Source organism: Subsaxibacter sp. CAU 1640, assembly GCF_023156585.1.
Taxonomy (GTDB): domain Bacteria; phylum Bacteroidota; class Bacteroidia; order Flavobacteriales; family Flavobacteriaceae; genus JBPOFM01.
The window spans coordinates 538,931-560,585 of sequence record NZ_JALNMI010000002.1; the positions used below are offsets into that span (position 1 = coordinate 538,931).

Consider the following 21,655-nt stretch of genomic DNA (forward strand, 5'->3'; position numbering starts at 1 on the left):
ATTTTTTCAATTCACTATCAATGGATTCTTAAATTTCCGACATTAGCAACGGTTAAATTTAAAACTAGAACTTTATGAAAAAAATTACTTTATTATTTCTTATTATCATTGTATTCGAAACTGGATTTGCACAACAAACCATCTCATTTGAAGGCTCTGAAGGCTATTACAATGGTGACATTAATGGGCAAAATGGTTGGGTTGTTACTGGTGATGGTTCAGGAGGTTTCGTCGTTAATCAAGTAGTGACAAGCGATGGCGCAACAGATGGAACCAACTCTCTAAAAATTGCCAATGATAATCGTTTTGGCTGGCAGTCAAATGGACCAATCATTGGAGGGTTTTACAACTACAGTTCACCCATTCCATATCAAAACGCTGTAATCTCGGGAGATATTTACATTGATGATGTAACCGGTGATTCTTCAGACTATCGATTTGGAACCGTATCAACTACGGCGGGTTATTATACCTCTATTATCCAATTTGTTTATACAGGTGAAGTAGCCGCATTAGTCGGTGACACATTCGTTGATGTTACCGGATTTACTTGGGCGGTACAAACTTGGTATAATATAAGAATTGAAATTGGCACCACAAACATCACATATTATATAGACGATGCAGTCGTAGCTACTGGGGCTTTAGGGCCAAATCAAGCTAATAACATTGAACAAGTAAGATTCTTGCATGATAATTATACAGATACAGGATTCGCATATTTAGATAATTTTAGAACTAATGATGAGCCCACAGCTGGTGTTAATGAGTTTCTCCCAAATGTTTTCAATCATTCCTATAACACAGACACTGATGTTTTAACTTTAAAGTCTTCAAATTTGTCGTTTAATAATATCGAAGTTTACAACCTGCTAGGCCAGTCGGTAATGATTAGAGAATTATCTCAAACTATCGAAGATGTTAACCTATCAAGCCTTCAAGATGGTATTTATGTAGCCAACATCTTAATTGATGGACAATTCCAAACCATCAAATTTTTGAAACAATGAAATAATTTATTTTTATGTATCCAAAAGGCTGTTTCATTTCTAAAACAGCCTTTTTTCTAAACTTTGTTTCTATAAAGAGTTTTATCAACACAACTTTTCATAGCTTTACTATCTAAATCGATGCCGATGAATGAATTTATTTTTGAAATTATCTCATCAGTTTTATAAAGAACATCCTTATAGTTCAAATAAATAAGTTCTACACCTGGCTCATTTTCTTTCCATATCGATACTTTGTTTAGCTGTTTTGTGTATGAATCAAAAAGCTTTAGGGGTAAATTTTCAGGGTCTTTACCAATCATTTTTTGTTGAGATTTCACCACTTCTGTTAAATCACGATTCATGAATATCACCTTATAGCGATATTTAGAATCGAGAAACCTCAATAATGGTGCTACTACTTTAATAGTTTTATCTTGAGCTAAATGAAGCCAACTATTATCTTTATGTAAAGTCATAACTGGATCGTATTCAAAATAACCTTTAGGGTTGGAATGATCAGCTTTTCTATTTTCGTCGGTCAAAATATCCATACCTCCACTATTTAGCATTTGCATCATCAAGGAGGTCCCTGAACGCGGTAATCCTGAAACTATTGTTATTTGACCTTTTCTATATTTGGACGACATTTTATCGATAAACTCTGTTGGTTCAATTATTCTATCTTCAATATTTTCAATGGCCATTTCAGCTCTGTGAAAAGTTTTTCTGGTTAATCTCGAAGCTGTCTCGAATGCCGTTTTTGCGCTTTGTAAATCCCCTAACTTTTCTAAAGCCCTCCCCAAAACATAATGTGCCCTAGAATAATATCTAACAAGCTCAATACTCGTAAGAGCGGATTCAGCTGCTTCTTCAAACTCATTTAACTCAACATAATTTTCAGCTATTGCCGCATGATATTTAGCTGAATCTGGTTCTAATTCTATGGCTTTTTCATAAGCATTTTGAGCTTCTTCATATCTTAAAAGTTTATGTTTAATCACTCCTATTTTATACCATAGTTCAGAATTTGACCATCTGTTTTGAGCTTGGGCTTCCTCTAATATCTTAAGGGCTTTTTCAGTCTTTCCTTTGCCCAGCATTACAGATGATTCTAAAAAGAAAAGTGTATACTTTATTGAGGTACTATGATTTTTTAGTGTGTCTAAATAGCCTGCCGCTTCATCAAACTCTTTATTTTCAATGCATATACTTATTAAATCAACATAAAAAAGCGAAGTATCAATCGGTTCTTTTTCCTTTATCAACTCCAAAAGAATTTTTTTTGCCTCGACATAATTTTTTTTGCCAATATGAACTCTTGCCAAATTATGCTTTAGGTCACATTGGGTTTTCTTAACTGCAGTTTCAACTTTTTCATCACCTCTTTCAACATAACCTAATTCAATAAGTTGCTCCATTGTTTCTTTATCAGTAAACACATCAGAGCTATTTTCCAAATCGAGTTCTCCAAAATCACCTTTCACTTCTTCCCAACTCTTTATATAATTGATTGGTTTAGAATTCTTAAAAATTTCTAAAGCCACTTTGCCATCCATATCTTCCCCAATTGGCAATCTATAATGGTGTAATATTGTTGGTGCAATATCAATCAGTCCTAAACCATAAACTTTTTCATTTTTTTTGATGTTTGGGCCCATGGCAACAAAAATACCGAATTGACGATGATCCATGGCTGCCGCTGCCTGCATTTTTGGTAATTCCAACAATCGTTTGTTACCAGATTCATAACCATGGTCGGACATTACAATCACTGTAGTTTCATCATCAATCAATTCCAATACCCTCTCCAGCATCATATCCTGAAACCTGTAAGCTCCATTAATAGCATCTTTAAAAATGTCATATTGGTCGACGTTTATTCTAGGTAGTTTAGGAGGATGGAATTTCATGTAAGAATGACAAAAATGATCAATCAAGTCATAGTAAACGGCCATGAAGTCCCATTCTGTGGTTCTTAAAAGTCTAGTAGCTGCATTGTGCACAGAAACATTTTCAGATAAGATTTTTGCCAAAGGAGTCAATCCTTTTTCCTTTTCCTGATCAATTTTAGCAGCATTCGGTATGAAGGGAAGAATGTGTTCACTCGTGACCTCAAATGCAAACATCCGAAGGTCTTTAAAATCGTCTTCCAAAGATTTTGGGTGAACTGTTCCAGGCTCCATTGGTTTTTGCTTTTTCGGATCTAAAGACACTTTTTGGAATTTGTCAGTCACAATGACACCATTGATAGGTTCTGCCGGGAAGCTTGGCCACCATCCTACCAAATTGCTTTTCATCCCCTGATTGTGAAAAATATTCCAAAGTGCCCTTGACTTTCTAGAGTTTGCTGTAACAGGTCTTACTCCTTGATTATTATCCATTACCTCAATAAAACCTAATATACCATGTTTGTCAGGAGTCTTACCTGTTGCCACTGATGACCACAGCATTGGTGAGTATGGCGGATTCATAGTACTCATATTACCGTACACACCGTTTTCGATCATTTTTTGAAGAGCCGGCATATGTCCTTTAGCTAATAGTGGACCTATCAATTTCCAATCAGCAGCATCCCAACCTATAAGGAGCAGTTTATTCTTCTTCATTACCAAATTCAATATTTGATGCTGTTTTTAATTCTCTCCAAGCTTCAAAAGCCAAATCTCCAAAAGCTAAAAGACCTAGATTGCTTTCCAAAGGAATGTCCTTAAAGCTTATTGTCAGCTTATCACCGTACATATTATTTTTTTTTTCCATTTAATAATTTGTATTATAGATATTTAATTTCTACTTTTATGTTGATTTTGCTGTAAAATACAGCTGTTTTAACTCTAAACCCAAAAATATATGAAAAAAATTACTTCTGAAAACCTTTCCGAAAGACTTGTAAAATATGGCGCATTTTCAGCTGCCATACTTGGGGCAGCCAATGCAAGTGGTCAAATCGTTTACACTGATATTGCGGACATTACCGTCGATGCTACAAATCCTCGTGCAGCTATTGACATTGACGTTGATGGCACTGGGGATTATCTTTTTGGCTCTAGAACAACCGCTCCAAATTTTGTTTTTATGTTTCCCGCTTCAGCAAGTACCGCTGCCAGTTATAATTCTAATGCAATGGTCGGGTTCGCTTCTAGTGGATTTTATTATCCTTCAAATTTAGCTGCAGGTGACCCCATTAATAACACAAATGGTATTTTCTCATCTGCAAGAGGCGATTTCAATTATAATGCATGTGCTTACCCAGGTAGTCAATTTTGTGATGGGATGGATGGATATGTAGGTCTGCATTTTAAAATCGGTGCCAACACTCATTATGGATGGGTGAGAGTCCAAGTGGCAGCAAATGCATCGAATGTTATAATCAAGGATTTTGCTTATAATACTACTCCAGGCCAATCAATTAATGCTGGACAAACAACATTAAGTGTTGATGAATTCAACGTAAACGACATCAGAGTAGTTGCGCTAAATAAAAACATTTCATTGTTTAATTTACCGCAAAGCACTAGCTATAATCTATTTTCCACCTCTGGACAATCAGTTCTTAAAGGAGTTACGAATAACGATACTTACGTAATCGAAGCTGCTTCTGTCGCAACTGGTGTTTATGTATTAGAATTGAATGATACAGCTACCAACGCTGTTATCAGAAAGAAAGTAGTTTTATAATTTATTTTCTGAATATTATACAAAAACTGCTTTCAATGTTTTGAAAGCAGTTTTTTTTATGATTTGTTGGCCAATTGCCCACAGGCAGCATCAATGTCTTTACCTCTGGAACGTCTTACCGTTACAGTGATGTTGTTTTTTTCTAACATCGAAATATACATATCCAATGCTTGGGAATTTGCCTGTTGAAATTCACCATCATCAATGGGGTTGTATTCAATTAAATTGACCTTGCTTGGTGCAAATTTGCAGAACTGTATCAAGGCGTCAGCATCATTTTTAGTATCATTGATTCCATCCCAAACCACATATTCATAGGTGATGGTATTTTTGGTTTTGGAGTACCAATATTCCAGTGCTTCTCTCAAATCTTTCAATGGAAAGGTAGCATTGAACGGCATAATGGAAGTCCTTACCTCATCTATTGCGGAATGCAACGACACAGCCAACCCAAACTTCACTTCATCATCTGCCATTTTTTTGATCATCTTTGGCACACCTGAAGTTGATACCACAATCCGTTTCGGTGACATTCCAAGACCTTCAGGCGAGGTGATTTTATCAATGGCCTTAAGCACGTTATTGTAATTCATCAATGGTTCGCCCATACCCATAAAAACGATGTTGCTCAAGGGTCTATCAAAATACAGCCTGCTTTCTCTATCAATAGCAACCACTTGGTCGAAAATTTCATCCGGATTGAGATTGCGCATACGTTTTAATCTTGCTGTTGCACAAAATTTGCAATCCAAACTACAACCCACTTGTGATGACACACAAGCAGTGGTGCGTTTTGCCGTTGGAATTAGAACAGACTCGACAATCAGGCCATCGTGCAAACGGACAGCATTTTTGATGGTGCCATCATTACTACGTTGCATTTGGTCCACTTTGATATGGTTAATGACAAAATTTTCTTCTAGCATTTGACGAGTCTCCTTTGAAATATTGGTCATATCTTCAAAAGTATACGCTGCCTTGTTCCAAAGCCATTCGTAGACCTGGTTACCTCTAAATGCTTGGTCTCCATTGTTTACAAAAAACTCTCGAAGTTGTTCTTTGGTTAATGCTCTGATATCTTTTTTTGCTGTTTCCATCTAGATGCAAAAATAATGAAAGGTTTTACGAATTCCTGTTTTTAACTGTGATTTCGGTATTTGGATAATAACTGCATTAGCGATTGAGCTATTGTTTGAGCTCTTTAGGTGTTTTCTCAAACACCTAAAAGCGAGTAGCGAAAGCGCGACCCGAAGGGGAATGCCATAAAAAAAGCCTTGCTGAACAAGGCTCTTATAGTTTTATAAAAAGTTGGCTACTTAAAGAATCAACATTGCGTCTCCATAGGTGTAGAAACGGTATTTTTCCTTCACAGCTTCCTCATACGCTTTTTTCATAAAGTCGTGACCAGCAAATGCCGACACCATCATCAACAATGTCGATTTTGGCGTGTGGAAATTGGTAATCATACAATTGGCAATGCTAAAATCGTACGGAGGAAAGATGAATTTGTTGGTCCACCCTGAAAATTCATTCAACATTCCGCTTGATGACACCGAGCTTTCAATAGCTCTCATAGAGGTTGTTCCGACTGCGCAAACTCGTTTTTTATTTTTCTTGGCGTCGTTTACCGTATTTACAGCCAACTCATCAATAAAAGCCTCTTCGCTGTCCATTTTGTGTTTTGACAAATCTTCAACCTCAACAGGGTTAAATGTTCCCAATCCGACGTGAAGCGTTACTTCTGCAAAATTCACGCCTTTGATTTCCAAACGTTTCAGCAGATGTTTTGAGAAATGCAAACCAGCCGTAGGCGCTGCCACAGCACCTTCTTTTTTGGCAAAAATGGTTTGATAACGTTCTTCATCTTCTGGCTCTACCTCACGTTTAATGTATTTTGGTAAAGGTGTTTCGCCTAATTCGGTCAACTTGTGACGGAATTCTTTATAAGAACCATCATATAAAAACCTCAAAGTACGACCTCTGGAAGTGGTATTGTCGATAACCTCTGCCACCAACGTATCGTCATCGCCAAAATATAGCTTGTTTCCAATACGGATTTTTCGAGCAGGATCTACCAATACATCCCAAAGACGTTGTTCTTCATTTAACTCCCTCAACAAAAATACTTCGATTCTTGCACCAGTTTTTTCTTTATTTCCATAAAGACGTGCAGGAAACACTTTTGTATTGTTAAGAATCATAACATCGCCCTCATCAAAATAATCGATAAGATCCTTGAACATTTTATGCTCTATGGTTTTTTCTTTTCGATTAAGCACCATCAAGCGTGACTCGTCACGGTTTTCCGCTGGATGTTCTGCCAATAATTCTTCTGGAAGTTTAAAATTGAAGTTTGATAATTTCATTTGCTACTATTTTTAAGGCTGCAAATATACAATCTCAAACTAGGGGTTGTCAAGTAAATGACGGATTATTATTGTGTTATTTTGAATCCAATGGATTTTAGGTCATCCCAAAAAGTTGGATATGATTTTGAAACTACCATAGCATCATGAATTTGAAGAGAGGTCTTCAAGGCCAAAGGCGCAAAAGCCATCGCCATTCGATGATCATTGTAAGTAGTAATGCTAATATCGCTTTTGATGTTAGTTGCAGTTTCAAGTTCCAAAGAGTCATTAGTGACATTTACACTTGCTCCTAACTTTTCGAGTTCCGTTTTGAGAGCCAATAATCGGTCGGTCTCCTTAATTTTTAATGTATGAAGCCCTTTTAGGTGACATCCGAGACCAAGACCAAAACACGTGACTGCAATAGTTTGGGTAATGTCTGGTGAGTTTGATAAATCATATTCGATTTTCGATTGACGATTTTCGATTGACGATTTTCGAAGCACGATTGAATTATTGATGAAATCACTTGTGACACCATAATCTTGATAAATTTCCGCCAGCACAGAATCTCCTTGTAAACTATCTGGTTCGTAAGAGGAAAGCTTGATTTCAGTGCCGATCGGACTCAATGCTACCATGCTATAATAATATGATGCAGAAGACCAATCGCTCTCTACCAGTGATTTTGGGTTGGTAATTTCTACTTGAGGATGAACGGTAAGTAGGTTCCCCTCAAAAGCCGTTTTTACTCCTTTTTTGTTCAGCAACTCCAACGTCATATTAATATAAGGAACCGATGTTATCTTTCCTATCAGAGTTAATTGCAAGCCGTTTTTCAGCTTTGGCGCAATTAAAAGCAAGGCAGAGATATACTGACTGCTTACATTGGCAGGAAGCGACACTTTGGATTTTTCAAGTGTGCTCCCCTTTATTTTTAATGGTGGGAATCCTTCATTTTCAACATAAGAAATATTAGCTCCCAATTCATTAAGAGCATCCACTAATATTTTAATAGGTCGCTCTTTCATACGAGATGAGCCTGTTAATATCACCTCTCGTCCTTCTTGAATGGCAAAAAATGCAGTTAGAAATCGCATCGCTGTTCCAGCGTGGTGAATATCAATTTCAGATTCACTGGTGGTCAATGCTTTTTGCATCACCATTGAATCATCTGAATTTGACAGATTAAGAATTTCTATAGACGGGTACAACGCCTGAAGTAATAGCAATCTATTGGACTCGCTTTTGGAACCTGTAATAGTAATTTCTGCACCTGAACTTGTAATTGCCGATTTGTGGAGCTTCAACACCATACTTTATTTCAGCTTTTCGTTTGAATGGTGCCTATCGTGGTCTCGTTTGGTTTTTTTATCCATTTTTTTGTCAAAAGCTGCCTGTAAGTCAATACCTGTTTGATTTGCCAAGCACAAAACCACAAACACAACATCTGCCAATTCTTCACCCAAATCTTTGTCTTTATCACTTACCTTTTCGCTTTGTTCGCCATAGCGCCTCGCAATTATTCTTGCCACCTCTCCCACTTCTTCAGTGAGTTGTGCCATATTGGTAAGCTCATTGAAATAACGAACGCCGTGCTCCTTTATCCAATCGTCTACGATTTTTTGAGCGTCCTGAATTTTCATTTATACCTTTTTTAAAACTATTTTTTCTTTTTGCTTCTCAATCATAAATTGGTAGAACTTTTTGAATTGCTCATAGTCATCTGATAGTATCAATGCTTTATTGATATCTATAGTGATTGATAACTGAAGCATTGATCCATTTTCTTTCACCAAATATGTAAAACTTCCTTCTTTTCCGTTAAATTCCATTTTAGTGCTTTGTGGTAAGCTATCCACACTATATCCTTCTGGCAACATGATATTTACAATATACTTATCTGATATTGGATAAACAAAATCTATAGGGTATTCTCTTTTATCCTCTTTAAATGGATTTTCTGTAGGAGACAGGAAAAGTAAAGGTGATAAATATAATTTCCCTCCTATATCTTCTAGTGCGTTAGGAAAACTAAACTCGTAGATTTGAGTAAGAGGTTGTGATACATCCTGAAAATTTTCTATTTCCAATTTAGTAACCTCTAATTCTGCTTTGCCCTTTTCAATACTCTCAATCATTTGATCATTGCTAAAATTATCATTTCTTTCTCTATTTACAAAAGCTTGATAATCGGTAAATTGCCTTCTTACCTTTCCTATTGCTGATAGATTAGAATTCAGCTTAAAATTAAGAGACACGAGTTCTTTTGAGGATACGGTAGGTGTTAAATCTATCCAGTCTGATGATTCATCTTTTCGTATTAAACGACCTAACCAATTTAGTGATTTTAAAGGAAGAATGTTAGGCGCTGTAAATTTTTGGGTTGCATCTAACAGCATGGCGCTATCATCAACCACCAATCCACAAATTACATAATTAAAACCTGTTCGTGTTGGCAACAAAGGGATTCCATTATTTTTGGTGCTTACCAAAATAGGATTTGCATCTAAACCAGCATAGCGAAGCATCGAAATCAACATTAAATTTATATCTGCTGAATTACCAGTACCATCTTTGTATGCTCTAGCTACGCCAACATCAGCAGTATAACCGTTGTAACCGTTCCATTTAACTTTTGACTTTACGTGGTTAAAAATCAACGATGCTTTTAATATTGGGTCTGAAACATCCTTTAAAAGAAGACTTAAATCATTGTCATAATACCCCTTCTTATTAAGTTGTATACCAAAATCAGGATCATCATAAATAATTTTTGTTACTTTCTCCCAAGTAGTTGACAAAGGTCTTGTAGGCTCATTAGGGTATTTTATCATATTCAGTTCCATAATCAATTTAGCCTGATAGTTAAAAACGTTGTCGACATATTCCTCATCCTTTAAAGGCGGAACTTTGGTTAAGTTTGCCTCAATTATATCTACCCTATAGTCAACTTTCGATGTCGAAAATTCGGTTTTTCTCACATAGAATGTGCCTGCATCCGACTTTGTGGAATAGGTGAAACTCTCGTTATTGACCGATTTAGATAAGTTTGGAATATAAGTGGCTTTAGGATTTAATAGCGATTTATACTGAAAATATTCAGGCGTTGCCACCTTAAAATCCATTTTATTGATGGGAATCATTTTTTGGAGAGATATATCATCAATTCCAATATTTTGAGACTGAATGGTATATTCAAATTCTATGATGCAACCTTCTTGGATATTTGGCATTGTGAATTTTGTAGTCTTCCAATATTTGTTTGTTTTCTCTTCAAAAATACCATCCTTTTTCAGTTTGTCTTCCTCTATTTTACCCTCCACTAAAGTATAGGTGATACCTTTAAGGCCAAAAAGTTCTTCGTTATTAGAACTAGAGCCTTCAGAATTCGAATAAAGTTTCACTAAATGTGTTGCATAATCAAATCCCTCTTTGTTATATATTTTGATTCGTTCATAAACTTCATTTTCTTGCATAAAACCAATTCCCTGACGGAATACAAACCTAATATTTTGTTTCTTATACAGTATTGCGGCATTGGCTTCTGGAAAATCAGGGTGCACTGTTTCCATCAATTCTTCTTTGCTTACTTTCCCAAATCTGTAGTCCTGTGCAATACTGAAGTGGCTAATCATGAGAATAACCAATACTAACATTTTTTTCATATAAGTTAAGTTTTAGATTTTAATACAATCTTGGATTTATCATGCTTCAAAACTTCCAATAAAAACCTTCTAAAGCTTTCATATTCCTCTTTTTTGTACGCTCCTTTATTTATGACAAACTTTCTGTTGTAAATAAGTTTATTGTCTTCACTTTTAAATATAGAAACTGAATATTCGCCAAAATTATTCTTAATTTCAACATCTTCTATCAAGGTTTCTATTTCCAAAGAATGTGGAATCGTAATTTCATAACTATCAATATCCGTAACCCCCCTTTCTATTTCAAAAGGAATATTTCTATTTGGGTAACGTTGCGGTGCCGATTCGCGACGGTTAAAAAAATTAGGTTGGATCAACAATCTGTTTCCTGCTCTTGACGCATACAAATCTGAACTTACGTTAACCTTTTCTGTAAAGATGATATCATTTTTATTGGATTCAAACTCTAAATCGCCAACATCTAATGAATTAATGTAACCCCATTGGTCTTTATAGTTAAGTTTCTGATCCTTTTGACTCATATTTGGAATTTGATATCGATAGCCAAAACGCGAGCCATAAGATTTTATAAGCACTTGTGCCTGCATCCCTCCTGCCTCTGAAAGTTTTACCTGTGCTTTTGTATGCAAGACATTATTTTCAGTTTTGTAAGACGTGGTATGCACTATCTTACCTCCCTCTGGCGTAATAATTAAGGCATCTCTATCGTCCGTAAAATTAGCTGTGTAACCAAAAGGTGTTGTTTGACTAGTGCATTCCAACCATACATAATCTGATTCGGTGGGGATACAAAGCACTGCATGATTTCCTTGTACAGAAGAGAATGAAGAGTCAATATCACGAATATCTCTGTCTCCATAAATAATAGCATAGTAGGAATTAACCCCAACTTCATCCAATAGAGCCTTCGTATAATTAGAGAGTCCTTTGCAATCACCATAACCCAAACGATCTACATCACCAGCCAACATTGGTTTCCATCCTCCTATTCCAATCTGAACACTGATATAGCGCGTTTTACTCTGCATATATTGGTAAACAATTTTAGCCTTTTCTAAATCTGTAGTTGCATTAGACGTGAGCGCTTTTATTTCACTTTTAACTTTTTCAGGCAATACTTCTGTACCTTTAATAAGTTTATCGTTCATCCATTTCCCAAAATCACTCCAATCATTATTGCTTCCTTTAACACCTTCCATGTCAAATTCCGTGAGAGATGCTTTTAATATTGGTGTAAATTTCGAAAAATCAGGACTATAAACTTCGGGTTTGATTGATTTTAGATTTCTTGCGGAATATTGGAAATCACCTAATTTTTCTATGCCATAGTCTTCAAAATTTGATGTTTTTATTCTAATAGGAATACCTGATGAATTGATAAGCTTGTAATCAGCATTTTCTGTACTTATATAATATCCTTCAATAGGCTGCCAGCCATTTAGAAAAGCTGTAGAGCTCTTCTCAACTTCGGTTTCGAACAATACCGTATAGGGATAAGCGGTTGGTGTATAATTTAAGTATTTTACTCTATTATCAGAATAAAGGGTTACTCCACTTACGGCGCTTACATCTTCAAAATCATTTTTTCTTATTTTTTTTATTTCCTTACCAAATGCGTCATATATTTTAACCTCCATTTTTTTTATGTTGGTATTTTGGTCATAGTACATTACGGCTCCATGCCTGTTCTTACCAGAAGAATTAAGAATTGTAACAATTCTTTTATTAGTGTAAAGCATTTTGTTGTATGCTTTGACATCAATTGTGGTCTCATCCCATCTTACAACGGCATTTGACTCTGTGGACAACTCACTCGGAATGAACAATGATTTAAGTAATTTTTCTTCTTGGGCAGCCAAAGAAATAGGCAGCAGAAACACAAAAAACAGGAATAATCTTGATAACATAATTAGGTTGTTAAATGCTAATTTAACAATATTTGTCAAACATCAAAATGAAAAATAACTTTCTGTCAATCTTTATGTTTCGTATCAATGATAATGGTAACTGGTCCATCATTTAAAAGTTCTACCTTCATATCTGCGCCAAAGCTTCCTGTTTGAACTGTTTTTCCAAAATCTTTTTGTAGTTTTTCGATGAAACTGTCGTATAAAGGTATTGCAACATCGGGTTTTGCTGCTTTGATATAACTGGGACGATTACCTTTTTTGGTACTTGCGTGCAATGTAAATTGGCTCACCACAATGATATCTCCGTTTATATCCTGAATTGAGCAATTCATCACGTCATTTTCATCAGGAAAAATACGTAGGTTTAGAATTTTATTGCAAAGCCAATCAATGTCTTCTTGAGAATCTTCATTCACAACACCTAGCAGCACCAACAATCCCGTTTTTATTAATGCTACTTTTTCACCATCAATCGTGACGCTTGCACTTGAAACTCTTTGCAGGACTGCTTTCATTCTTTCATCCAATCTTCAGTTCGATAATTTTCATCCTCACCTTCTAGAATCTGCATATAACTTCTATAACGAGAAAAAGCCACATCACCACTTTCCAACGCCTCTTTAACCGCACATTTTGGTTCTTCAATATGCAAACAGTTATTGAACTTGCAATCTTGTTTGAGCTCAAAAATTTCCGGAAAATAGTCACCGACTTCCTCTTTATCCATATCCACCACACCAAAACCTTTAATACCAGGCGTATCGATTATCTTGGCTCCAAAACTTAAATCAAACATTTCTGCAAATGTTGTAGTATGCTGACCTTGACTATGCTGTGTTGAAATTTCTTTTGTTTTTAAATCTAAATCCGGTTCGATGGCATTTACCAAGGTCGATTTTCCAACGCCAGAATGTCCAGAAAACATACTCACTTTATCCTTCATCATAGCCTTTACCTTATCAACATTCTTAACAGTTGCGGCAGAAATCTCTAGGCATTCATATCCAATCTTTCGATAAATATGCTCTAAAAATTTAACTTCCATCAAAGTGTCTTCATCATACGTATCAATCTTATTAAACAATAAAATCGTCTTTACAGAATAAGCTTCCGCAGTGACCAAAAATCGATCAATGAACGACGTCAAAGTTGGAGGATTATTGATGGTGACAAGCAAGAAAACCTGGTCGATATTTGAGGCAATGATGTGCGTTTGTTTTGAAAGATTGACTGATTTTCTAATGATGTAATTCTTTCGGTCGTGAATATTATGAATGATTCCTGTAGTTTGGTCATTATCTGTTTCCAATTCAAAATCAACAATATCCCCTACTGCAATCGGATTGGTACTTTTTATGCCTTTCAACCTGAATTTCCCTTTGATTCGGCATTCATACGTAGTCCCAAAATTGGTCTTCACTGTGTACCAACTTCCTGTAGATTTATAAACCGTTCCTGTCATTTGCTAAATTGATGTAACAAAATAACAATTTTTAAGTCTAGAAAAAGTATAACTTTAATGTAAATTTTTTAAAAACCAACGACATGAAAAAATTAGGAATTGTTTTAGCCATGGCTATTTTGTCATTTATGGACACCAATGCCCAAGTGGAATACAAGGTGATTACCAGTGTAGAATCAATCGTTCCAAGCGGATTGGGACGTTCTCGAATTGTATCAGCGTCAGAAGATAGAAATTACAAAGACTTCACTTCAAACAGAACTGAAGAAGACGATGAACGAAACAAATCGGATAGAGGCGATATCCGTGTGAAAAATTTTGAAGAAACTAAACTTCTAAATTTTTATAACATTGGCGGTATCCGCTTTCAAAATATTGCTGCAAACGATGCCGTAGTAACTTCGAAAATCAACACCATGGTTGAAGAAGGCTGGGAACTAGCATTTGTGACAAGTGCCGTAGAAAGTGATGGTGGCAAGGACGATGGACAAGGCATCTTTATCACACGTTATATTTTTAAGCGCACTAAACCAACAAATTAAAAAAATAGCCTCGAATTATCTTCGAGGCTATTTTTTATCCATTTATCACTTTCTCCTGATGATTTATTGATTCCTGATGGATTGCTTTAAAAACTCTTAAGATAAATTCCTCACTCAAGTTTTTCTCTTCTCCTTGAAGAATCATTTTTCCGAGAATTTCGTTCCATCGTTTAGTTTGTAGCACAGCAACATTTTTGGACTTCTTCAAGGCGCCAATCTCATCAGCAATTTTCATACGCTTGCCCAAAATATCTATCAACTGGTGGTCGATAACATCAATTTGTGTACGCATCGTGGACAACTTATTTTTGAATTCCGCAGCGTCATCAGTAACCTTTCTAATTCTTAAATCTTTGGTAATCTGATCCAAGGTCTCTGGTGTGATTTGCTGTGCAGCATCGCTCCAAGCATTGTCTGGGTCGTAATGCGTTTCTACCATCAATCCATCATAGTTCAAATCTAGAGCTGTTTGGCACAAATCAAAAATGATATCGCGTCGTCCAGCAATATGGCTTGGGTCTAAAATAATTGGCAAATCTGGAAATTTATTTTGCAAGTCAATCGCTATCTGCCATTCCGGATTGTTTCTGTAGCGTGTTTTTTCGTAAGTAGAAAATCCTCTATGGATGACACCTAATTTTTTTATGTCGGCCGTGTAAAACCGTTCTACAGCACCTAACCAAAGTGACAAATCTGGATTCACTGGATTTTTGACCAACACCGTTTTATCAGTTCCTCTCAAGGCATCTGCAATATCTTGTACGATAAATGGACTCACAGTGGTACGAGCGCCAATCCATAGAATATCTACATCGTGCTGCAGCGCCAATTCCACGTGATGCGGATTTGCAACTTCAGTGGTGGTTAAAAGACCTGTTTCTTGCTTCGCTTTTTGCAACCATTTCAATCCAAGCGCTCCTACACCTTCAAAATTTCCAGGTCGTGTGCGAGGTTTCCAAATTCCAGCTCGTAAAACCGTAGTATCAGTTTGTTTCAATTGATGCGCAATTTTCAAAACTTGCTCTTCTGTCTCTGCACTGCAAGGCCCAGCAATGACCAAGGGATGGTTTAATTCAAAATCATCCAACCATTTTCTCAATTCCTTATTATTTTCCATAGTTTTTTATAATTCAAAATATCTATTATAGCTTTTGAAATCAGAGATTACTTATTTTATTCCGTTTAATATATCTTTAATGTGATTTGTATTCTGCATTTCATCAAAAATTGCTTCAAAATCATCCTGCTCCATCATTGCCTTGAAATGTGTTAAATTATGGATGTATTCTTCCAAAGTTTCGATGACGTTTTCTTTATTCTGTTTAAATATTGGCGTCCACATCGCTGGTGAACTCTTTGCCAATCTTACCGTACTTGCAAAACCACTTCCTGCCATATCAAAAATGTCACGTTCATTCTTTTCCTTTTCAATCACTGTTTTACCAAGCATAAACGAGCTGATATGCGACAGATGCGACACATAGGCAATATGCTTGTCGTGTGCTTCCGGATTCATATATCTGATGCGCATTCCTAAATCAGAAAATAGCTTTAATGCCCTTTCTTGTAGTTTAAATGCCGTCTTTTCAACCTCACAAATGATGAGGGTTTTATGTTGATATAGGTTTGCAATTGCTGCTTTTGGTCCTGAAAATTCTGTTCCTGCAATAGGATGGGTCGCTAAAAAATTTCGCCTTTTCGGGTGATTATCCACTGACTTACAAACGGGCAATTTTGTCGAGCCAACATCCATTACGAGCGTATTATCAGATACTACATCCAAAATTGTTGACAGTTTTTCCGAAGCTGCATCTACAGGTATGGAAAGTATCACCAAATCTGCATTTTGTAAATCACTTAATTCAGCTTTTTCATCAATTAAATTCAAGGCTAGTGCCTCATCCAAATGTGATTCGTTATGGTCCACGCCGTAGATAGTTGCGTTAGGATACTGTTTACGAATATCCAAGGCAAAACTTCCGCCAATTAACCCAATTCCTATGATATAAACACTGTTCATACTCATTTTACCCTTGCAATTGCTTCCTCAAAATCTTCCGTGGTGGCGCACAATGATATTCTGATGTAACCTTCTCCTTTTGTTCCGAAAATCGTTCCTGGTGCCACAAAAATCGAATTGGCTTTTAAAAGGACATCAATAAATTCTTCGGATGACACTCCTGATGGAAGTTTTCCCCAAACAAACATTCCTGCAGAATTTTTATCGTATGTACAATTCAATTCATCTGCCAATTTCCAAGCCAATTTCCGACGCTCTTCATACACACTGTTCAAACTAGTGTACCACAATTTTGAACTTTTCAAGGCCTCAATCGCACCTTTCTGAATGCCATAAAACATACCAGAATCCATATTGCTTTTCACTTTTAGAATAGCATCAATATATTCCGTTTTACCCAAAACCATTCCGACTCTCCAGCCAGCCATATTAAACGTTTTACTCAAGGAATTCAATTCGAGACATACATCTCTGGCACCAGAGTATTTAAGAATGCTTCTAGGAAACTCGTTCAAAACAAAACTGTACGGATTATCATTGACAACCAAAATGTTATTGCGCTTTGCAAAAGCAATGATATCCTCAAACGTCTTATTAGAAGCTTGTGCTCCAGTAGGCATATGCGGATAATTGACCCACATCAACTTCACTTTTTCGAGATTTTTCTTCTCCAAATGAAGCAGATTCGGCTCGTAATTGTTTCTTTCGACCAAATCATAATATCTTGGTTTCGCATTTAACAATTTGGTAACCGACGTATAGGTTGGATAACCAGGATTTGGAATCAGCACTTCATCGCCTTCATTCAAAAAAGCCATAGAAATGTGCATAATACCCTCCTTACTTCCCATCAGCGGTAGAACTTCTCTTAACGGACTTAAGGACACACCATAATTGCTTTTATAAAATTCGGTGATGGCTTCGCGAAATTCAGGTAAGCCGATGTAGTTCTGATATTTGTGCGCTCCTTCATCGTCGATACTCGATTTAAGAACATCCATAACACGTTGCGATGGCGACATATCTGGGCTACCAATACCCAAATTGATGATGGGCTTGCCGTGGGCTTTCAGCAGGTTGACTTCCTTCAATTTCTTTGAAAAGTAGTATTCCTCAACGTGGTCTAACCGGTTGGATGGTTGAATCATAATTTTGCGTTTTTATATTCGCCTAATATTTTAAAATCTTCAGCCATAATCTCTATAATCGATTTGGCTTTCTTGTAATTTTTATAATCTTCAAAAGTGACATCCACAAAAAAAGCATATTTCCAAGGTGTATCAATCTTTGGCAACGATTGAATTTTCGTTAAGTTCAACTGGCAATCGCTCAATACATTCAGTACACTGGCAAGACTTCCTCTTTTGTGTTCCAATTCAAATTTCAGTGACGCCTTGTCAATGTCTTTTTCAGCAATTTCAGAATTTGTGGTTTTCACGATGACAAAACGGGTTTCGTTATGTTTAATAGTCTGTATACTTTCTGAAATAATTTCCAACTGAAACAATTCTGCGGCCAAACCGCTCGCGATGGCTCCTACATTCTTCAATTGTCTTTCATTGATTCGTCTTGCCACTTCGGCTGTATCCTTGTCCTCAATGAGTTTTATGTGAGGATGTTTTTTAAAAAATTCCTTGCATTGCAATAATGCCATCGGATGCGAATACACTTCTTCAATATCACCAATTGCTTGATTAGGCAATGCCATCAAATGATGTTGAATGTCCAGATAATGTTCGCCAATAATGTGCAAATGATTCGTATCTATCAAAGCGTAATTTGGGATAATGGAACCTACGATGGAATTCTCAATAGCCATAATGGCAGCATCCGTTTTTTGCTTCAAGAGATTATCGACCACTTTATCAAAAGTCATACATTCTACCACTTCCACAGCATCGTCAAACCATTCCTGTGACACAATGTGGTGAAAGGAGCCTTTGATACCTTGTATGGAAACCGATTCAATCAAAAATCTGATTCATTTAAACTAAAAAGTCCCGATTTTCATCGAGACTCTTATAAAATTTATTTCCTATAAATTATACATATAAGGCCTCGCTTCTTTCGCTAAAAAAGAAATAAAACCAGTTATAATATGTAGAATTCGTTGCTTTCATATTTGTGAGTAGCTAAAGTAACCAATAAATCGAAAAAACAAAACAATTTTTGAATCTTTTGTCGTTACAATATTTGACGCTTGCAAGAAGCTGATGAATATTGTTTACATTTGAACCAATAACCTCTTTTTATATTGATGTATGTCTATTGAAGTTGAAAATCTTTCGAAAGTTTATGGCGAGCAAAAAGCGCTTGACAATGTGTCTTTTAAAGTGAACAAAGGCGAAATTGTTGGTTTTTTGGGACCGAATGGTGCAGGGAAATCGACAATGATGAAGATTTTGACCACCTATGTTGATGCTTCTGAAGGGATTGCAAAAGTCAATGAATTTGATGTACAAAATGCTTCGAAAGAAGTACAGAAATTGGTGGGTTATCTTCCAGAGCACAATCCGTTGTATCTCGAAATGTATGTAAAAGAGTATTTGAGTTTCAATGCTGGCGTTTATCAAGTTGACAAAAAAAGAATTGACGAGGTCATTGAATTGACTGGCTTGTCTCCAGAAGCACATAAAAAAATCGAACAGCTTTCAAAAGGCTATCGTCAGCGTGTTGGTTTGGCCAATGCGCTCTTGCACAATCCGGATGTGTTGATTCTCGATGAACCTACGACAGGCCTGGACCCAAATCAATTGGTGGATATCAGAAACCTCATCAAAAGTTTGGGTAAAGAAAAAACCGTGTTTTTATCTACACACATTATGCAAGAAGTGGAAGCGATGTGTGACCGTGTCATCATCATCAACAAAGGAACCATTGTTGCCGATAGAAAATTAAAAGATTTGAAAGCCGACCAAGCGCAGATTATTGAAGTCGAATTTGATTACCGAGTGGAAGATGTGCTTTTGAATAAATTGAAACACGTGTCTTCTGTCAACAACGTTCACGATTTTGTGTATGAATTGACTTTTTCAACAAAAGAAGATATGCGTTCGGTAGTTTTTGATTTTGCGCACGACAATGGTTTGAAAATTCTTCGTTTGAATCAGAAGAATATGAATTTGGAGAGTTTGTTTAGGGAATTGACCTCGAACTAGAAGTTGTAACTAGATTCCCTTTATTAATTCTGAATAATCAGCTCTCCCGTGTAAAACTGCTGAACATTCATAATTGGAGGTTCGTTCACTAAAATCACATCACCTGTACTTCGTATTTCTCCAGTGATGGATTGCTGCGGATTCAAAATCATATCATTGCTGCCTCGATGGAAAATCTCAATGTATTGTGCTACCAGATTTTGACCTTCAAAACGTCCATCACCTGAATAAAATCCAATAAATAAATCGTTGACAGTACCAGTGATAAACACATTTGAGAGATTATTGGTAACGATATCCAGTCGATTGCAATTCACCTGAACATTTAAATCACCATCGGTGTGATAGACATCTTCCTCTTCAAAATCTTCTGAAATCAGCATTAAATTTGGATAATTTAGCACACCATTACTACGCATCGTGAGTCCGCTGCTGTTTCTGATTTCTGTAAGATTGGGAGCGCTGACGTATATTTTTGTGAGACCATAAGCTCTAACAAGGTTGCAGCCATTTTCATTCTTCAAAATCAATCGTCCATCTTCCACATTCACTTTGATATCATTCATCAAATATTCACCAGTTTCTACCACTACGCTGTGAGTTTCGGCTTCAGTCACAATCAACTCGATGCGTTCAAAAACAGTTATGCTATTAAACGTTTCAACTTCAAATTCCTGCTGCACAATATCGCCAGCATTCTGAAAGCAATTGGGTACATTGTCTCCATTGCAGGCTATCAAGAGTAGACTTAAAAATAACAAAACCAATTTTCTCATAACCTCACTCCTATTCCAAATTCAACGGCTTCAGCTTTTGCTCCGTGCGCTTTTACGGTTACCGCACCAAAAACTTTATCACCAAAATACCTCTGCAATCCAATTCGATTGTAAACCCTTCCTTCAAAATCATAGGGATAATACACATAATAACCCAGTTGCGTGATGAAGGATGTTTTGTTGATGAACAGTTCGTGACCCACAAAAATGCCAACACGTTTCCAATCTTCATCGCCGGAAATATTATATTCTGGAAATGCTACCGAATAATAGTAAATCAATTCCTCTAGAAATTTTGCCAAAAACACATCTGTTCCAAATTGAACTGCACTTTTTCGGTTCAAACGTTTATCAGCATAACCAGAAAAAACATAAAATGGAAATTGTCCCATTCCATTGACATCACTTTCATTGACACCTGTGCGAAATGCGAAATTGTATTTGATGGGTTCAGTGAACTTTTTTTCTTCAGAAGAAGGAATGTATTCTGGTTTGTTCTCGTGGGCAAATAAATAATTTGCTCCAACATTAAAAGCGAAGGTATTTGTGGAATTATTAGGCGCTTTCACATTCGCATTTGAATAATGAATGATTGAAATTCCTGCCTGAAGCCCAAATCCTTCAAATAAATTTTCCTTTTTATAATTGAATTGCAGATACGTTGAACTCAATAAATCGGAGCCATAGGCATTGTTGATGTAATTATCGTATTTGTCATAAGGTTTTGTGGCATACGCAATACCCTGACCAATACGAAACATCAGGCTGCGTTTCAAAAAATAGAAATTGAAGTGTGCGTACACGCCGTGATTTTCACCCAAATAATAGTTTTTCATATCCTGATACGAGTACGAAAATCCCCAATCTGGATAGTTGTAGCGACTTTCCCAATCCTTAAATCCGTAGGTCTTTTTGTTGAAGCTTAAGATAAGCCCTGTCGGATGGTCGGTAATCAAATGGGCAATGTCTGGATTGTGCTCCAAAATAGTGCCGTGAAAAAAACTCGCGTCGATTTCAAAAGATTTCTTCCCATCCTGCGACATCACAGATATGTACAAAAAAGAAAAGAAAACGACCAGTATTTTTTTCATTCAAAGGGCTTTC

The 21,655-nt window shown here is 36.4% G+C and carries 20 protein-coding genes; 4 read left to right on the forward strand and 16 right to left on the reverse strand.

Annotation, left to right across the window (positions count from 1 at the left end):
• Nucleotides 1-74: 74 nt before the first annotated feature.
• Entirely contained in the window at nt 75-1,010 is a 936-nt protein-coding gene (locus M0G43_RS06985; protein ID WP_248024655.1) for a T9SS type A sorting domain-containing protein, read from the forward strand.
• Between the two features lie 56 nt (nt 1,011-1,066).
• Here M0G43_RS06985 and M0G43_RS06990 read toward each other — a convergent pair whose 3' ends face one another.
• Both M0G43_RS06990 and M0G43_RS06995 read right to left on the reverse strand, forming a co-directional pair.
• Complete coding sequence (locus tag M0G43_RS06990) at nt 1,067-3,598, reverse strand: alkaline phosphatase family protein (protein WP_248024656.1); 2,532 nt, start codon at nt 3,596-3,598, stop codon at nt 1,067-1,069.
• The gene (locus M0G43_RS06995) at nt 3,585-3,749 is read right to left on the reverse strand and encodes a hypothetical protein (RefSeq protein ID WP_248024657.1); all 165 of its coding nucleotides are present in this window, start codon (nt 3,747-3,749) and stop codon (nt 3,585-3,587) included. The genes M0G43_RS06990 and M0G43_RS06995 overlap by 14 nt, the downstream gene beginning before the upstream one ends.
• Nucleotides 3,750-3,839: 90 nt before the next feature.
• Here M0G43_RS06995 and M0G43_RS07000 point away from each other — a divergent pair, with 90 nt between their 5' ends.
• Nucleotides 3,840-4,667 carry a T9SS type A sorting domain-containing protein gene (locus M0G43_RS07000; RefSeq protein ID WP_248024659.1) on the forward strand — a complete coding sequence of 276 codons (828 nt, stop codon included), beginning with the start codon at nt 3,840-3,842 and terminating at the stop codon, nt 4,665-4,667.
• Between the two features lie 56 nt (nt 4,668-4,723).
• Here the strand turns inward: M0G43_RS07000 and rlmN are convergent, their stop codons facing one another.
• The 8 genes from rlmN to rsgA all read right to left on the reverse strand — a co-directional run bounded on the left by rlmN (nt 4,724) and on the right by rsgA (nt 14,055).
• Complete coding sequence (gene rlmN / locus M0G43_RS07005; RefSeq protein WP_248024661.1) at nt 4,724-5,764, reverse strand: 23S rRNA (adenine(2503)-C(2))-methyltransferase RlmN; 1,041 nt, start codon at nt 5,762-5,764, stop codon at nt 4,724-4,726.
• A gap of 219 nt (nt 5,765-5,983) precedes the next feature.
• The gene (gene queA / locus M0G43_RS07010) at nt 5,984-7,033 is read right to left on the reverse strand and encodes a tRNA preQ1(34) S-adenosylmethionine ribosyltransferase-isomerase QueA (RefSeq protein ID WP_248024663.1); all 1,050 of its coding nucleotides are present in this window, start codon (nt 7,031-7,033) and stop codon (nt 5,984-5,986) included.
• 68 nt (nt 7,034-7,101) lie between these two features.
• Complete coding sequence (locus M0G43_RS07015; protein ID WP_248024664.1) at nt 7,102-8,331, reverse strand: 3-phosphoshikimate 1-carboxyvinyltransferase; 1,230 nt, start codon at nt 8,329-8,331, stop codon at nt 7,102-7,104.
• A 3-nt stretch (nt 8,332-8,334) separates the two neighbouring features.
• The gene (locus tag M0G43_RS07020) at nt 8,335-8,661 is read right to left on the reverse strand and encodes a nucleotide pyrophosphohydrolase (RefSeq protein ID WP_248024665.1); all 327 of its coding nucleotides are present in this window, start codon (nt 8,659-8,661) and stop codon (nt 8,335-8,337) included.
• A complete protein-coding gene (locus M0G43_RS07025; protein WP_248024666.1) occupies nt 8,662-10,683 on the reverse strand; it encodes a transglutaminase in 2,022 nt (673 codons plus the stop codon).
• 5 nt (nt 10,684-10,688) lie between these two features.
• Nucleotides 10,689-12,590, reverse strand: coding sequence for a DUF3857 domain-containing protein (locus tag M0G43_RS07030; protein WP_248024667.1), 1,902 nt, complete (start codon nt 12,588-12,590; stop codon nt 10,689-10,691).
• A gap of 65 nt (nt 12,591-12,655) precedes the next feature.
• Nucleotides 12,656-13,108 (reverse strand): D-aminoacyl-tRNA deacylase, encoded by a 453-nt coding sequence (gene dtd / locus M0G43_RS07035; protein WP_248024668.1) that lies wholly within the window; start codon nt 13,106-13,108, stop codon nt 12,656-12,658.
• Nucleotides 13,105-14,055, reverse strand: coding sequence for a ribosome small subunit-dependent GTPase A (gene rsgA / locus M0G43_RS07040; RefSeq protein ID WP_248024669.1), 951 nt, complete (start codon nt 14,053-14,055; stop codon nt 13,105-13,107). The genes dtd and rsgA overlap by 4 nt, the downstream gene beginning before the upstream one ends.
• An 83-nt stretch (nt 14,056-14,138) precedes the next feature.
• Between rsgA and M0G43_RS07045 the strand changes: the two genes are divergently transcribed.
• Nucleotides 14,139-14,597, forward strand: a complete 459-nt coding sequence (locus tag M0G43_RS07045; protein WP_248024670.1) for a hypothetical protein — start codon at nt 14,139-14,141, stop codon at nt 14,595-14,597.
• Between the two features lie 34 nt (nt 14,598-14,631).
• Here the strand turns inward: M0G43_RS07045 and M0G43_RS07050 are convergent, their stop codons facing one another.
• The 4 genes from M0G43_RS07050 to M0G43_RS07065 are packed head-to-tail and all read right to left on the reverse strand — an operon-like array spanning nt 14,632 to nt 18,589.
• Nucleotides 14,632-15,714: a bifunctional 3-deoxy-7-phosphoheptulonate synthase/chorismate mutase type II gene (locus M0G43_RS07050; RefSeq protein ID WP_248024672.1), complete on the reverse strand. Its 1,083-nt coding sequence runs from the start codon at nt 15,712-15,714 to the stop codon at nt 14,632-14,634.
• A gap of 51 nt (nt 15,715-15,765) precedes the next feature.
• Entirely contained in the window at nt 15,766-16,617 is an 852-nt protein-coding gene (locus tag M0G43_RS07055) for a prephenate dehydrogenase (RefSeq protein ID WP_248024674.1), read from the reverse strand.
• A gap of 2 nt (nt 16,618-16,619) precedes the next feature.
• Nucleotides 16,620-17,765: a pyridoxal phosphate-dependent aminotransferase gene (locus M0G43_RS07060; RefSeq protein WP_248024676.1), complete on the reverse strand. Its 1,146-nt coding sequence runs from the start codon at nt 17,763-17,765 to the stop codon at nt 16,620-16,622.
• Entirely contained in the window at nt 17,762-18,589 is an 828-nt protein-coding gene (locus tag M0G43_RS07065; RefSeq protein ID WP_248024677.1) for a prephenate dehydratase, read from the reverse strand. Before M0G43_RS07065 ends, M0G43_RS07060 begins: the two co-directional genes overlap by 4 nt.
• 289 nt (nt 18,590-18,878) lie before the next feature.
• On the opposite strand from M0G43_RS07065, the gene gldA reads away from it, so the two are divergent.
• The gene (gene gldA, locus M0G43_RS07070; protein WP_248024678.1) at nt 18,879-19,775 is read left to right on the forward strand and encodes a gliding motility-associated ABC transporter ATP-binding subunit GldA; all 897 of its coding nucleotides are present in this window, start codon (nt 18,879-18,881) and stop codon (nt 19,773-19,775) included.
• Nucleotides 19,776-19,798: 23 nt separating this feature from the next.
• Here the strand turns inward: gldA and M0G43_RS07075 are convergent, their stop codons facing one another.
• Both M0G43_RS07075 and M0G43_RS07080 read right to left on the reverse strand, forming a co-directional pair.
• A complete protein-coding gene (locus M0G43_RS07075; RefSeq protein WP_248024679.1) occupies nt 19,799-20,551 on the reverse strand; it encodes a head GIN domain-containing protein in 753 nt (250 codons plus the stop codon).
• Nucleotides 20,548-21,642 (reverse strand): acyloxyacyl hydrolase, encoded by a 1,095-nt coding sequence (locus tag M0G43_RS07080; protein ID WP_248024680.1) that lies wholly within the window; start codon nt 21,640-21,642, stop codon nt 20,548-20,550. The genes M0G43_RS07075 and M0G43_RS07080 overlap by 4 nt, the downstream gene beginning before the upstream one ends.
• Nucleotides 21,643-21,655 lie beyond the last annotated feature (13 nt).

Excerpts from the sequence above, each read along its gene's own strand:
- M0G43_RS06985 (WP_248024655.1), top strand. The coding sequence starts at position 75 with ATGAAAAAAATTACTTTATTATTTCTTATTATCATTGTATTCGAAACT.
- M0G43_RS06990 (WP_248024656.1), bottom strand. The coding sequence starts at position 3,598 with ATGAAGAAGAATAAACTGCTCCTTATAGGTTGGGATGCTGCTGATTGG.
- M0G43_RS06995 (WP_248024657.1), bottom strand. The coding sequence starts at position 3,749 with ATGGAAAAAAAAAATAATATGTACGGTGATAAGCTGACAATAAGCTTT.
- M0G43_RS07000 (WP_248024659.1), top strand. The coding sequence starts at position 3,840 with ATGAAAAAAATTACTTCTGAAAACCTTTCCGAAAGACTTGTAAAATAT.
- rlmN (WP_248024661.1), bottom strand. The coding sequence starts at position 5,764 with ATGGAAACAGCAAAAAAAGATATCAGAGCATTAACCAAAGAACAACTT.
- queA (WP_248024663.1), bottom strand. The coding sequence starts at position 7,033 with ATGAAATTATCAAACTTCAATTTTAAACTTCCAGAAGAATTATTGGCA.
- M0G43_RS07015 (WP_248024664.1), bottom strand. The coding sequence starts at position 8,331 with ATGGTGTTGAAGCTCCACAAATCGGCAATTACAAGTTCAGGTGCAGAA.
- M0G43_RS07020 (WP_248024665.1), bottom strand. The coding sequence starts at position 8,661 with ATGAAAATTCAGGACGCTCAAAAAATCGTAGACGATTGGATAAAGGAG.
- M0G43_RS07025 (WP_248024666.1), bottom strand. The coding sequence starts at position 10,683 with ATGAAAAAAATGTTAGTATTGGTTATTCTCATGATTAGCCACTTCAGT.
- M0G43_RS07030 (WP_248024667.1), bottom strand. The coding sequence starts at position 12,590 with ATGTTATCAAGATTATTCCTGTTTTTTGTGTTTCTGCTGCCTATTTCT.
- dtd (WP_248024668.1), bottom strand. The coding sequence starts at position 13,108 with ATGAAAGCAGTCCTGCAAAGAGTTTCAAGTGCAAGCGTCACGATTGAT.
- rsgA (WP_248024669.1), bottom strand. The coding sequence starts at position 14,055 with ATGACAGGAACGGTTTATAAATCTACAGGAAGTTGGTACACAGTGAAG.
- M0G43_RS07045 (WP_248024670.1), top strand. The coding sequence starts at position 14,139 with ATGAAAAAATTAGGAATTGTTTTAGCCATGGCTATTTTGTCATTTATG.
- M0G43_RS07050 (WP_248024672.1), bottom strand. The coding sequence starts at position 15,714 with ATGGAAAATAATAAGGAATTGAGAAAATGGTTGGATGATTTTGAATTA.
- M0G43_RS07055 (WP_248024674.1), bottom strand. The coding sequence starts at position 16,617 with ATGAACAGTGTTTATATCATAGGAATTGGGTTAATTGGCGGAAGTTTT.
- M0G43_RS07060 (WP_248024676.1), bottom strand. The coding sequence starts at position 17,765 with ATGATTCAACCATCCAACCGGTTAGACCACGTTGAGGAATACTACTTT.
- gldA (WP_248024678.1), top strand. The coding sequence starts at position 18,879 with ATGTCTATTGAAGTTGAAAATCTTTCGAAAGTTTATGGCGAGCAAAAA.
- M0G43_RS07075 (WP_248024679.1), bottom strand. The coding sequence starts at position 20,551 with ATGAGAAAATTGGTTTTGTTATTTTTAAGTCTACTCTTGATAGCCTGC.
- M0G43_RS07080 (WP_248024680.1), bottom strand. The coding sequence starts at position 21,642 with ATGAAAAAAATACTGGTCGTTTTCTTTTCTTTTTTGTACATATCTGTG.